This is a genomic window from Halogeometricum limi (assembly GCF_900115785.1).
In the GTDB taxonomy this organism is placed as follows: Archaea; Halobacteriota; Halobacteria; order Halobacteriales; family Haloferacaceae; genus Halogeometricum; species Halogeometricum limi.
Genome location: NZ_FOYS01000002.1, coordinates 199,747 through 212,013 on the forward strand (window position 1 = coordinate 199,747; position 12,267 = coordinate 212,013).

The following is a 12,267-nucleotide window of genomic DNA, read 5'->3' on the forward strand; positions in this document are numbered from 1 at the left end:
CGGCATCGCACTTAGCAGTTCGTACTCCGGGAACCCTTTTTACCGAACGGGACGCTATCTCCGAGCGATGGACATCGACGACCACGCCGAGGAACTCGCCTCCACCCTCGGGGTAGACAAAGCGGAGGTCAAATCCGACCTAGAGAACCTGATATCGTACAGCGTGCCGATAGACGAGGCCAAACAGAGCATCCGCCGGAAGCACGGCGGGGGCGGCGACGGCGCGAGTGCGACGCCGACGGCGAAAGACGTCGCGGACATCTCCACCGAGGACGGCAACGTCACGGTGACCGTCCGCGTCCTCACCGTCGGACAGCGGTCGATTCGCTACCAGGGCGAAGAACAAACGATTCGAGAGGGCGAACTCGCCGACGCGACGGGCAAGATATCCTACACCGCGTGGGAGGACTTCGGCTTCGAACCCGGCGACTCGCTCACCATCGGCAACGCCGGCGTGCGCGAGTGGGAGGGCGAACCCGAACTGAACCTCGGACAGAGTTCCACCGTCGCCGTCGAGACGACGCCCGTGGAGACGGCGTACGAGGTGGGCGGCGACACGGACCTGATGGACCTGCGCGCGGGTGACCGCGGCCGCAACGTCGAGGTTCGCGTCCTCGAATCCGAGGAGCGAGTCATCTCCGGGCGCGACGGTGACACCACCATCCGGTCGGGCGTCGTCGCCGACGAGTCCGCCCGACTCCCCTTCACCGACTGGGGCGCGCGCCCCGAACTCCGCGAGGGCGAGGCGTTCCGGTTCGAGGACGTCTACGTCCGCGAGTTCCGCGGCGTCCCGCAGGTGAACCTCTCGGAGTTCTCGACGGTCACACCCCTCTCGCGCGACGTGGAAGTGAACGAGGACGCGCCGCGGATGCGCGTCGGCGAAGCCGTCGGGTCCGGCGGGATGTTCGACGTGGAAGTCGTCGGCAACCTGCTCGAAGTACGCGACGGTTCCGGCCTCATCGAACGCTGTCCCGACTGCGGACGCGTCCTCCAGAACGGTCAGTGCCGGACGCACGGCGACGTGGACGGCGACGACGACATGCGCGTGAAGGCGATTCTCGACGACGGCAGCGGAACGGTGACCGCCGTCCTCGACCGCGACCTCACGGAGGAACTGTACGGCGGGACGATGGCCGACGCGATGGACGCCGCCCGCGAGGCGATGGACAAGGAAGTCGTCGCCGACGAGATTCGAAAGCGCGTGGTCGGCCGGGAGTTCCGCGTCCGCGGCAACCTCTCGGTGGACGACTACGGCGCGAACCTCGAAGCGACCGAGTTCGAGGAGACCGACGACGACCCGGCCGCGCGTGCGACGGCCCTGCTCTCGGAGGTGACGGCATGAGCGTCGTCGAGAACCGCCGCGAGGTGGCTTACCGACTGTTCGCCGCCGAGTTCGACGACGCCTCGCTGTCGTACTCGGAGGGCGACGAAGAACGCGCGCCGAACTACGTCGTCACGCCGACGGGCGCGCGAGTGAACCGCCTGTTCGCCGTCGGCGCTCTGACGGAAGTCGAGTCGGTGAACGAGGAGGTTCTCAGAGGCCGCATCGCCGACCCGACGGGCGTGTTCGTCACCTACGCCGGACAGTACCAACCGGAGGCGATGAACTTCTTGGACCGGGCGACGCCGCCCATGTTCGTCTCCATCACGGGGAAGGCGCGGACGTACGAACCCGACGACTCCGACCGCGTGTTCACCTCGGTTCGACCGGAGAGCATCAACGAAGTCGACGCGAACACGCGCGACAGTTGGGTCGTCTCCGCGGCGCGGGCGACGCTCGACCGCGTCGCGACGATGAAAGAAGCGCTCGCGATGGACCGCCGCGGCGACGACTTGCGCGTCGCCCTCGAAGCCCGCGGCGTCGCCGAGTCGCTGGCGACGGGCGTCCCCCTCGCAATAGACCACTACGGGACGACCGAACACTACCTCGAAGCGGTCCGAACGCTCGCCGTGCAAGCGCTCGAACTCGTCGCCGGCGAACGCGACTCGGTGGACTCGCTCACCGTCGCGCCCGGCGACACCGGCCCGGACGAACTCGGTCCGGTTCCGACCGTCGCGGCGGCGTCCGCTCCGGAGGGAGGCGCCGTCGCCGTCACGGAGACGCGCGCCGACGACGCGGACGACACCGTCGCGGAAGTCGAGACGGCGGCCGAGTCGGGGACGGACGAACCGCCGGCGGCCGAATCGACGGCGAGCGAACCGACGGCGGACGAGTCGACGGTGAGCGACTCTGAGACGACTCCCGATGCGAACGACGACCCGCAGTCGGCCGGGAAAGTCACAGACGACGCGGGCGCGCCGTCGGAGTCGACGGACACGCTCGACACGCCGTCGATGTCGGAGACGGGGACGGAGACGGACGCGACGGCGACGGACGCCGAGTCGGTGGCGACGGAAGCCACGGAGTCGGCCGTCGAGTCGGACTCCGACGACGAGACGACCGGCGGCCTCAGCGACTTCGACGCCGACGACGCGGACGCCGAGACGGCGGGCGAATCGGAGACGACGAACGAACCGGAGACGGCGGACGCGGCGTCCGCGGAGACGGACGCGGGCGGACTCGGCGACTTCGACGCCGGCGACGCGGACGCGCAGACGACGAGCGAACCGGCCAGCGTCGACTCCGAGACGCCGCAGACGAGCGACGACGAGACGACGCCGACGACGGAAGCCGCGGCGTCCACCGGCGAGATGTACGAGATGGACGACGAGGAACGCGCCGAGATAGAAGAAGAGTTCGGCGCGGAGTTCTCCACCGGCAACGAAGTCGACGACGCCGGCGAGGCGGACATCGACGTCCCCGACGCCGACGAGTTGGAGGCGCAAGCGACGGAGGCGAACGCCGAGACGAACGGCGAGGCGCCGTCGGAGACGGCCGCCGAATCCGAACCGACGGCGGAGAAACCGGCCGCGACGCCGGACGACGCGCGTCCGGACACGCAGTCGCCGACGGCGGCCGCGGAATCGTCCGAGGGGAGCGTCGCGGACGACGTGGAGACGCCCGCGGAGGCAGAGACGGCCGCGGACGACACCGTCCCCACCGCGGACGCCGACGGCGACGACGACGCCGGTGACGCCGCTGACGACGCCGCTGACGCCGCCGCCGACGCGGACGCCGAACCGGCCGAAGACGTGAACCTCGAAGACGCCGTGGTCGAGTTGATGGCCGAGTTGGACGACGGCGACGGCGCGGACCGCGAGACGGTGGTCTCGACGCTCGTGGACCGACACGGTGCCGACGCCGACGACGTCGAGGACGCGATTCAGAGCGCGCTGATGGGCGGCCGGTGCTACGAACCCACCGAGGGGACGCTGAAGTCCATCTGAGATGGCGCGGCGAGACGGCCCGATAGTCGAACCCGTCCCGGGCGACCCGGCGGCCGTCGCCCGCCTCGGCCCCGACGCGGACGACGAGACGGCGCTCGTCGTCGCCGACTACCACGCCGGTATCGAGGCGGGCCTGCGCTACGAACGCGGTATCGAACTGGAGAGCGACGCGGACGTTCGCCTCGCGCGACTCACCCGACTGCTCGACCGCACCGACCCGGACAGACTGGTCGTCCTCGGCGACCTGGGACACCGAATCGGGAACCCGAAAGGCGACGAGTCCGAGGAGTTGCGAATACTCGTCGACAGAGTCACGCCGCGAGTGCCCGTCACGCTCGTTCGCGGGAACCACGACGGCGGCATCGCCGAGGCGTTCGGCGACCGAATCGACGTGACCGACGGGTCCGGCGTCCGACTCGGACGCGTCGGCTTCGTCCACGGCCACACGTGGCCCGCCCGCGAGGTGGTCGAGAGCGACGTCGTCTGCGCGGCGCACGAACACCCCGCCGTCAGACTCGAAGACGACGTCGGCGGCGGGCGGAAGGAACGGGCGTGGCTTCGCGGGCCGATGAACCCCGAACCGTTCGCCGACCACCTCGGTATCGACGTGAGCGAACTGGACTGGCGGGCGCCCGAACTCGTCGTCTTTCCGGCGTTCAACGACCGGTCCGGCGGAACGTGGGTGAACGTCGAGGGGCAGGGCTTCCTCTCGCCGTTCCTCCCCGACGGGGTGTTCGACGCCGACGCCTACCTCTTGGACGGGACGCGACTCGGGCCGTATCGGTCGGTGTAGACGCGACGCTCGCTCGTTCACCGTCTGGCGACTCTCAGCCGAACGGCGAATACACCTAACATCGGCCTCCGAGTAGCCCCGTGGTATGCGAACGTCGACACTCATCGTCTTGGTCGGTATCGTCCTGTTCTTCGTCCCGGAACCGATAACGTCGGTTCTCGCGCCAATCCTGATTCTCGCGGGTATCGCCTACCGGTTCCTCGTCGAGTAACGCGACGAGACCACCGCGAGCGGTGTGCTTAATCCGCTCGCGCCGTTACGAGGGACGATGGGAGACGCGAGTGCCGCGCGCGGAATGGACGCGTTCACCGCGCTCGGCGACACGGTTCGGGCGGCGCTCTCGGAACGAGGCTTCACCACCCCCACGGAGCCACAGCGTCGCGCGATTCCCCCGCTTTCGGCCGGGAACAACGCCCTCGTCATCGCCCCCACCGGGACGGGGAAGACGGAGACGGCGATGCTTCCCGTCCTCGACTCGATAGTCGAATCCGACCCCGAAGACCGCGAGGGACTCTCCGCGCTGTATATCACGCCGCTCCGGGCGCTGAACCGCGACATGCGAGAACGACTCGACTGGTGGGGCGAGGAGTTGGACGTCGACGTGGACGTCCGTCACGGCGACACGACGCAGTACCAGCGACAGAAACAGGCGAACGACCCGCCGGACGTGTTGGTGACGACGCCGGAGACGCTACAGGCGATGCTGACCGGCAAGAAGTTGCGGAAGGCGCTGTCCGACGTGCGCCACGTCGTCGTCGACGAGGTGCACGAACTCGCCTCGGCGAAACGCGGCGCGCAACTGACCATCGGCCTGGAACGCCTTCGGCGGGTCGCGGGTCCCTTCCAGCGAATCGGCCTCTCCGCGACGGTGGGGTCACCCGAGGAAGTCGGCAAGTTCCTCACCGGCGACAGGGGCTTCGAGATAGTCGAAGTCGACGCCGGGAGCAAAGTGGAGTTCACCGTCGTTCGCCCCGACGTGACGCGCGAAGACCAGCAACTCGCCGGGAAACTGGCCACCGACGACGAGATAGCGAGTCACGTCCGCGTGGTGCGCGACATCGTCCGCGACCACGAGTCGACGCTGGTGTTCGTCAACACCCGTCAGACCGCGGAGGCACTCGGGTCGCGCTTTAAGACGCTCGATGAACCCATCGAGGTCCACCACGGGTCGCTCTCGAAGGACGTCCGCATCGACGTGGAAGACCGGTTCAAGGCGGGCGAGTTGGACGCCCTCGTCTGTACCTCCTCGATGGAACTCGGTATCGACGTGGGGCGGGTCGACCACGTCGTCCAGTACGGGAGTCCCCGAGAGGTGTCGAGACTCCTCCAACGAGTCGGCCGCGCGGGTCACCGCCGCGACCAGACCTCTCGCGGGACCATCGTCACGTCCTCGCCGGACGACACCCACGAGGCACTCGCCATCGCGCGGAAGGCCGAGGCCGGTGAGGTCGAACCCGCGCGCATCCACCACGCGAGTCTCGACACCGTGGCGAATCAGGTCGTCGGCGTCGTGATGGACGAGGGCGAGGTGTCGGCCCGAGAGACGTACGAACTAGTTCGGGCGGCGTACCCGTTCCGCGATTTGGAGGAGGAGACGTTCCGCCAAATCGTCCGCGAGTTGTCGAAGAACCGTCTCCTCTGGGTCGACGAGGAGAAGGACGTCTTAGAGAAGTCGAGTGGAACGTGGCAGTACTTCTACGCCAACCTGTCGATGATTCCCGACGAGGAGACGTACGACGTGTACGATATGTCCTCGCGTCGGCAGATAGGGACGCTGGACGAACGGTTCGTCGTCAACTTCGCCGAACCCGGCGCGTCGTTCATCCAACGCGGCGAGATGTGGCGCATCAACGACATCGACGACGACGAGGCGGAGGTGAACGTGACGCCCATCGAAGACCCCGGCGGCGAGGTACCGTCGTGGACCGGGTCGGAGATTCCCGTCCCCGCGCACGTCGCCGGCGAGGTGGGCGAGATACGCGAGACGGCGGCCCGTCAGTTCGAACGCGGCGGCGAACGGTCCGCCGTCGCCCGCGACTTCCTCCACCGGTATCCGACGGACGAACGCACCGTCTCGAAGTCGCTGAAGCCGACGGAGCGACAGGTCGAGACCGAGTTGCCGGTTCCGACGGCCGACCGTCTCGTTCTCGAAGGACAGGGGCGGACCGTCGTGCTCAACTCCTGTTACGGCCACCGCGTGAACGAGACGCTCGGGCGGATGCTCGCGGCACTGGTCGGCCAGCGAACCGGGTCCTCCATCGGTATCGACACCGACGCCTACCGCGTCGAGTTCGAGATTCCGCCGAAGGCGTCGGTCCACGACTTCGCGGAGGTGTTGGAGACGACGGACCCCGAACACGTCGAGGGTATCCTCGAACTGGCGTTGAAACACTCCGAGTCGCTGAAGTTCACGCTGGCGCAGGTGGCCGCGAAGTTCGGCGCGCTCAAACGCTATCAGGGGAACAAACGCTTCGGCGGCGACCGACTGATGGCCGCCCTCGAAGACACGCCGATCTACGACGAAGCCGTCAGAGAGGTGTTCCACGTGGACCTCGCGGTGTCGGAGACGGCGGCCCTCCTCCGGAAGCTACGGGCCGGCGAGGTGTCGCTTGAGACGGCGCGCGAACGGACGCCCATCGGCATCGACGGGCAGTCGAGCGGGAGGGAACTGCTCGTCCCCGAGAACGCCGACGCGAGCGTCATCCAGGCCATCCGCGAGCGCATCCAGAACGACCGGGTCATCCTCCTCTGTCTGCACTGTACGGACTGGAAGACGACGCGGAAGGTGCGCCGCGTCCGCGACCAACCGGAGTGTCCCGAGTGCGGGGCGACGCGCATCGCCTGTCTCAACCCGTGGGACGACGAGACGGTGAAAGCCGTTCGCGCGAACGACCCGGACGAGGAACAGGACCGACTGAAGAAGCGCGCGTATCGCTCGGCGAGTCTCGTCCAGAGCCACGGCCACCAGGCCGTCGTCGCCCTCGCGGCCCGCGGCGTCGGCCCCCACAACGCCGCCCGCATCATCGGGAAACTCCGCGAGGACGAGGACGACTTCTACCGCGACATCCTCGAACAGGAGCGACAGTACGCCCGGACGCAGTCGTTCTGGGACTGACTCGCACACCTATCGAACGCTTATCACGTTCCCCGTTCGAGTTCCGGGCGTGGCCGACGACGCCCTCGGGACGGCGATGTGGGACTTCCTGCACGACGACTACGACGGGTCGTGCGTCCACTACGACCCCGAGTCCGGAGAGACGTGGGACGCGTCCATCGAGGAGTTCTACTTCACGCCGTACGAGGAGTGGTCGGCGGGAGAACGGGCGTTCGTCGACGGCCTCCGGACGCCGATGCTCGACGTGGGATGCGGTTCCGGAAGCTACGCCCGACTCGTCGGAAAACGCGGCCGCGTCGTCGCCTTCGACGCGAGTCGGATGGCCGTTCGGACGACCCGCGCCCGCGGCGTCGACGCCTTCGTCGCCGATATGTTTCACCTGCCGGTCCGTGACGAGATGTTCGAGACGGCGCTGGTGAACGGCACGCAGGCAACGCTCGCGGAGTCGAGGACGGAACTCCGCGACTTCCTCAGAGAACTCGCTCGCGTCACGACGACGACGGGTGAAGCGTCGATAGACTCGTACGACCCCGAGCGAACCGGCCGCTCACACGGTAATCGTCCGACGGACAAGGACGGTATCGGGCGTCGACGGTTCCGAGTGGAGTACCGCGGCCGCGACTTGGTCGGACCGCTCCTCGAATTTCGCCCGTTCTCGCCCGAGAGACTCCGCGACGCATGCGAGGGGACGGCGTGGAACGTCACCGAGGTAACCTACGGCGACGGCGGAACGGGATACTACAGAGCGCGACTGGAGAAGTGAACCCCTCAGCGCCACGCGCCGGGACGCGACGGGTCGCGCCGGGGGAGAAACGGGAGCACGAACGAGACGACGGCGACGAAGAGGAACGCGCCCAACAGTATCGGCGTCGTGACGATGGCGACGAGGAGCGCCCACCACGGTTCCGACCCCGCGATGACTCCTTCCAGCACCTCCGGCCGCGTGTTCAATAGCATGATGAACATGAAGATGGCCTCCATGAACGCCACGCGGAGGACGGCGCGGGTGAGCCACCACGTCGCCGAGAGCGGACCGCCGGTCAACTGTCCCCACTCGTCTCCGACGCGTCGTCGCCATCCGGAGGTGCTCACGGCCGACCCTCTCTCTCATCGGTTACTGTGTACATACCGCATACTAGCGAGAAGGTCAGATAACTCCGTATTGCGCGGCGGCGAGACAGTCTCGGGAGGCGAGCAGTCAGTCGTCGGCCGCCGAGACGACGCCGAGGGCGGCGTCGAAGTGTTCCTGCGTGACGAGAATCTCGTCGGCGTGGTCGTTCGCTTCCGCGCCCTCGTACGCTTCTGCGACGTCCTCTATCGCGCGCATCGTCGCCTCGCGGCAGACGGCCTGGATGTCCGCGCCGGAGAACCCGTCCATGTGCGCGGCGAGTTCGTCTAAGTCGACGTCCTCGGCGAGGGGTTTCTCGCGGGTGTGGACGCCGAGGATGGCCCGTCGGGCGTCCACGTCCGGGTCGGGGACGAGGACGTGCGACTCCAGGCGGCCGGGCCGGAGGAGGGCCGGGTCGAGCGCGTCCTTTCGGTTCGTCGCCGAGAGGACGACGACGTTCGGGTTGTCCGCGAGGCGGTCCAACTCGGTGAGCAGTTGCGAGACGACGCGTTCGCCGACGCCGGAGTCGGACCCCATGGAGTCGCGGTTCGCCGCGATGGCGTCTATCTCGTCGAAGAAGACGATGGCGGGCGCGGCCTGTCGGGCGCGTTCGAACACCTCGCGGACGGACTTCTCGGACTCGCCGACGTATCTGTCGAGGAGTTCCGGTCCGGCGACGTGGATGAAGTTCACCTCGCTCTCGCCCGCGATGGCGCGCGCGAGAAGCGTCTTGCCCGTTCCCGGCGGCCCGTGGAGGAGGACGCCGGAGGGCGGCGAGGTGTTCGCCGCCTCGAACAACGGCGCGTAGGTGAGCGGCCACGTCACCGCCCGTTCGAGCGTGCGTTTCGCCTCCTCCAGACCGCCCACGTCGTCGAACGTCGTCGTCGGGGCTTCGGCGACGTACTCGCGCATCGCGGAGGGTTCGACCGCCGCCATCGCCGCCTCGAAGTCCTCGCGGGTGACTTCGAGGTCCGTGAACTCGACTCTCTCGCCGCCGCGGCGGACGCGCCGGAGTGCCGTCATCGCCGCCTCCTTCGAGAGCGATTCTAAGTCGGCACCGACGAAGCCGTGGGTCCGCGCGGCGAGTCGGTCCACGTCCACCTCGTCGGCAAGCGGCATCCGCCGGGTGTGGACCTCCAGAATCTCGCGGCGGCCGACTTCGTTCGGGACGCCGATTTCTATCTCGCGGTCGAACCGCCCGCCTCGGCGGAGGGCCGGGTCCAACGAGTCGACGCGGTTGGTCGCGCCGATGACGATGACGTCGCCGCGGGCGTCCAAGCCGTCCATGAGGCTGAGCAGTTGGCCGACGACGCGGTTCTCCACGTCGCCGCCGTCGTCCCGCTTGGTGGCGATGGAGTCTATCTCGTCGAAGAAGACGATGGCCGGGGCGTTCTCTCTCGCCTCCTCGAACTTCTCTCTGAGTTTCTCCTCGGACTCGCCTTTGAACTTCGACATTATCTCCGGGCCGGAGATGGTGATGAACGTCGCGTCCACCTCGGTGGCGACGGCTTTGGCGATGAGGGTCTTGCCCGTTCCCGGCGGGCCGTGAAGCAGGACGCCTTTCGGAGGGTCGACGCCGAGGTGCGCGAACACCTCGGGTTCCGAGAGGGGGAGTTCGATCATCTCGCGGACGAGGTCCAACTCCTCGTCGAGTCCGCCGATGTCCTCGTAGGTGACCCCAGTCGGGGCGTCCTCGTCCTCGCCGCCGGAGACGCTGGTGACGACGCGACTGACGGTCCCCTTCTTTCCGAGTTTCAGTCGGGTGTCGCCCGTGACGCGGACCATCCCGTCGGGACTCGTCTCGCTGACGACGAACGGGTCCGCGCTCAGCGACTCGAAACGAATCTGGCCGCCCGACTGGATGGGTCTGTCCTGAATCGCCCGCTTGATGAGTTCGACCGCTCTGTCGTCGTCGGTGAACGCCACGTCGTCGGGCATCGACAACGTCACCGACCGGGCGTCTTCGACGTCGACTTTCCGGACCCGGACCGTCTCGCCAATCTTCGCGTCGGCGTTCGTGCGCGTGTCGGCGTCGATGAGGACGACGCCGTCGGGCGTCCCACCGCCTGCGGGCCACACTTTCGCCACCGTCTCGCGGGACCCCTCGACGACCACGGTGTCGCCGCTGAGGACGCCGAGTCGCTGTCTGGCCGACTCGGGGAGGCGGGCGATTCCCCGACCGGCGTCGCGCTTCTCGGCACCGCGGACGGTGAGTTCGAGACCCTCGTCGTCTGGCATGGTGTCGGCTTGGAGTCCGCCGGCCTTTATTGTAGCGTCTACGACGTGTTCGCCGCGCGACCGCCCGACTCCGATGGCGCGACTGCGACGGACTGACCGCGACGAGGCGACGCCACTCCGGACGACCGCGACGGGTCGGACGACGCGGTCCGAGGCCCCGAGTTGGCAGAAACGTTATCATTCGTGCTACCACATCTCAACGTATGGTGTCCACGACTCAGAAAGACGACGCGACGTGGTACCGTTGCGAGGAGTGCGGACTGCTGTTCGACTCGCAGACTGACGCGGAGATGCACGAGGAGAACTGCGACAGCGATGACGACACCCCGTCGTACCTCCAGTAGACGCCGACCGACGACGCGGCAGTCGGCGTCGGCGGCCGCGATAACTACAGGTCTGCGAGCAGTCGCTCGGCGTGGTCGGCCGACTGCGCGCGCTTCCAGCGCACCTTCGTCGCGTCGCCGTAGGAGAGTTCTTCGCGCAGTTCGTCCGGGAGGAACCCGGCGGCGGCCCGAAGCACGTCGCCGTCGTCGTCGCCGAACTCGACGACGCCGTAGGCGTCCGGTGCCGCGCCCACCGTCTTGCGTTCGAGCGACCGCCAGCGTTTTCGGAGCGCCATCACTCGGTCACGAACTCGTAGGAGGACTCCCCCCAGTCGTCCTCCTCGAAGACGAACACGCGGCCGCGGGCCACCTCGGGGTCCGCTTCGATTTCGGTTCGCATCCCGCCCGTTCGGCGGACGGTGACGCCGGGGAACAGTTCCTCCTCTTCGTCGGGTTCGAGGACGACGCGCCCGACGCCCGTGGATTCGAGGATGTCGTCGTGCGTCTTCAGGTCGTTCACGTACATCATCACGCCCTCCGTCTCCGTCGGGTCCGTCACGAGGACGTGCGTCTCCTTCGCGGGACGCGTCGTGAGCGTCCCCGTCACCGCTTCCGGGACGCCGTGATAGAGCGTCGTTCGCCCGTCGAGGTACTCGACTTGCACGCCGTGGTCGAGGAGTTCGACGCCGAGCGTACTCGGCGGAACGTCGTTTCGCGCACTCATTGGTCGAGATTACGCCGGTGCGGTGAAAAGATGCGCGGTACGGTCGGTCGAAGGCGTGGACGGCACCGACGTCGAAAGCGGAGCCGATTTGTCGTTCGTCGTGTCGAAGGAGGTATGGACGCTTCATCGGCCGCCACCGAGACGACGCTCACGTACGACGAACTCGCCGTCGGCGACACGTTCGAGCGGGGGAGTACGACGCTCACCGAAGCGGAGATTACGTCCTTCGCCGGCGAGTACGACCCGCAACCGTTCCACCTCGACCACGATGCGGGAGCCGACTCGATGTTCGGCGGCCTCGTCGCCAGCGGCCTCCACACCTACTGCGCCTGCAACCGTCTGGCGACGGAGGCGTTCTTCTCGCGCGTCGCGTTCATGGGCGGCCGCGGCGTCGACGAGTTGCGCTGGCACCGACCCGTTCGGCCGGGCGATACGCTCTCGGTTTCGGTCGAGGTGACGACCAAGCGCGTCTCCGAGTCGAACCCCGACCGGGGGTACGTCGACGTGGACGTCACGGGGACGAACGCCGACGGCGACGTCGTCGTCACGTGGACGGTGCTCGGGATGGTTCGTATCGCGGCGTGAGGGGTCGCACAGACCGACCGCGCAGACAGAGGCCAATACGGCGGGGACCGCTAC

General features: G+C 67.9%; 12 protein-coding genes. 8 read left to right on the forward strand and 4 right to left on the reverse strand.

Features of this window, described 5'->3' with window-relative positions:
* The first annotated feature begins 67 nt into the window (after nt 1-67).
* The 6 genes from BM282_RS05900 to BM282_RS05920 all read left to right on the forward strand — a co-directional run bounded on the left by BM282_RS05900 (nt 68) and on the right by BM282_RS05920 (nt 7,998).
* Nucleotides 68-1,342, forward strand: coding sequence for a Single-stranded DNA binding protein (locus BM282_RS05900; RefSeq protein ID WP_089877906.1), 1,275 nt, complete (start codon nt 68-70; stop codon nt 1,340-1,342).
* Complete coding sequence (locus tag BM282_RS05905) at nt 1,339-3,327, forward strand: hypothetical protein (RefSeq protein ID WP_089877909.1); 1,989 nt, start codon at nt 1,339-1,341, stop codon at nt 3,325-3,327. Before BM282_RS05900 ends, BM282_RS05905 begins: the two co-directional genes overlap by 4 nt.
* 1 nt (nt 3,328) lies before the next feature.
* Nucleotides 3,329-4,120, forward strand: a complete 792-nt coding sequence (locus BM282_RS05910) for a metallophosphoesterase (protein WP_089877911.1) — start codon at nt 3,329-3,331, stop codon at nt 4,118-4,120.
* Nucleotides 4,121-4,205: 85 nt separating this feature from the next.
* Nucleotides 4,206-4,331, forward strand: a complete 126-nt coding sequence (locus tag BM282_RS18745; protein ID WP_217642687.1) for a transporter — start codon at nt 4,206-4,208, stop codon at nt 4,329-4,331.
* Nucleotides 4,332-4,388: 57 nt separating this feature from the next.
* On the forward strand, nt 4,389-7,235 hold the full coding sequence (locus BM282_RS05915; protein WP_089877914.1) for a DEAD/DEAH box helicase: 2,847 nt from the start codon (nt 4,389-4,391) through the stop codon (nt 7,233-7,235).
* Between the two features lie 49 nt (nt 7,236-7,284).
* Nucleotides 7,285-7,998, forward strand: coding sequence for a class I SAM-dependent methyltransferase (locus tag BM282_RS05920; RefSeq protein ID WP_089877917.1), 714 nt, complete (start codon nt 7,285-7,287; stop codon nt 7,996-7,998).
* Between the two features lie 5 nt (nt 7,999-8,003).
* Here the strand turns inward: BM282_RS05920 and BM282_RS05925 are convergent, their stop codons facing one another.
* Together BM282_RS05925 and BM282_RS05930 are read right to left on the reverse strand one after the other, a co-directional pair.
* A complete protein-coding gene (locus BM282_RS05925) occupies nt 8,004-8,327 on the reverse strand; it encodes a hypothetical protein (RefSeq protein WP_089877919.1) in 324 nt (107 codons plus the stop codon).
* A 106-nt stretch (nt 8,328-8,433) separates the two neighbouring features.
* Complete coding sequence (locus BM282_RS05930) at nt 8,434-10,581, reverse strand: CDC48 family AAA ATPase (protein WP_089877922.1); 2,148 nt, start codon at nt 10,579-10,581, stop codon at nt 8,434-8,436.
* A gap of 203 nt (nt 10,582-10,784) precedes the next feature.
* Between BM282_RS05930 and BM282_RS18445 the strand changes: the two genes are divergently transcribed.
* A complete protein-coding gene (locus BM282_RS18445; RefSeq protein WP_175501405.1) occupies nt 10,785-10,925 on the forward strand; it encodes a DUF7128 family protein in 141 nt (46 codons plus the stop codon).
* 44 nt (nt 10,926-10,969) lie between these two features.
* Here the strand turns inward: BM282_RS18445 and BM282_RS05935 are convergent, their stop codons facing one another.
* Nucleotides 10,970-11,200: a DUF7508 domain-containing protein gene (locus BM282_RS05935; RefSeq protein ID WP_089877925.1), complete on the reverse strand. Its 231-nt coding sequence runs from the start codon at nt 11,198-11,200 to the stop codon at nt 10,970-10,972.
* The gene (locus tag BM282_RS05940; protein WP_089877929.1) at nt 11,200-11,628 is read right to left on the reverse strand and encodes a DUF5796 family protein; all 429 of its coding nucleotides are present in this window, start codon (nt 11,626-11,628) and stop codon (nt 11,200-11,202) included. Before BM282_RS05940 ends, BM282_RS05935 begins: the two co-directional genes overlap by 1 nt.
* A gap of 114 nt (nt 11,629-11,742) precedes the next feature.
* Here BM282_RS05940 and BM282_RS05945 point away from each other — a divergent pair, with 114 nt between their 5' ends.
* Complete coding sequence (locus BM282_RS05945; RefSeq protein ID WP_089877932.1) at nt 11,743-12,213, forward strand: MaoC family dehydratase; 471 nt, start codon at nt 11,743-11,745, stop codon at nt 12,211-12,213.
* The last annotated feature ends 54 nt before the right edge of the window (nt 12,214-12,267 follow it).

Excerpts from the sequence above, each read along its gene's own strand:
- BM282_RS05905 (WP_089877909.1), top strand. The coding sequence starts at position 1,339 with ATGAGCGTCGTCGAGAACCGCCGCGAGGTGGCTTACCGACTGTTCGCC.
- BM282_RS05910 (WP_089877911.1), top strand. The coding sequence starts at position 3,329 with ATGGCGCGGCGAGACGGCCCGATAGTCGAACCCGTCCCGGGCGACCCG.
- BM282_RS18745 (WP_217642687.1), top strand. The coding sequence starts at position 4,206 with ATGCGAACGTCGACACTCATCGTCTTGGTCGGTATCGTCCTGTTCTTC.
- BM282_RS05935 (WP_089877925.1), bottom strand. The coding sequence starts at position 11,200 with ATGGCGCTCCGAAAACGCTGGCGGTCGCTCGAACGCAAGACGGTGGGC.
- BM282_RS05915 (WP_089877914.1), top strand. The coding sequence starts at position 4,389 with ATGGGAGACGCGAGTGCCGCGCGCGGAATGGACGCGTTCACCGCGCTC.
- BM282_RS05930 (WP_089877922.1), bottom strand. The coding sequence starts at position 10,581 with ATGCCAGACGACGAGGGTCTCGAACTCACCGTCCGCGGTGCCGAGAAG.
- BM282_RS05900 (WP_089877906.1), top strand. The coding sequence starts at position 68 with ATGGACATCGACGACCACGCCGAGGAACTCGCCTCCACCCTCGGGGTA.
- BM282_RS05945 (WP_089877932.1), top strand. The coding sequence starts at position 11,743 with ATGGACGCTTCATCGGCCGCCACCGAGACGACGCTCACGTACGACGAA.
- BM282_RS05940 (WP_089877929.1), bottom strand. The coding sequence starts at position 11,628 with ATGAGTGCGCGAAACGACGTTCCGCCGAGTACGCTCGGCGTCGAACTC.
- BM282_RS18445 (WP_175501405.1), top strand. The coding sequence starts at position 10,785 with ATGGTGTCCACGACTCAGAAAGACGACGCGACGTGGTACCGTTGCGAG.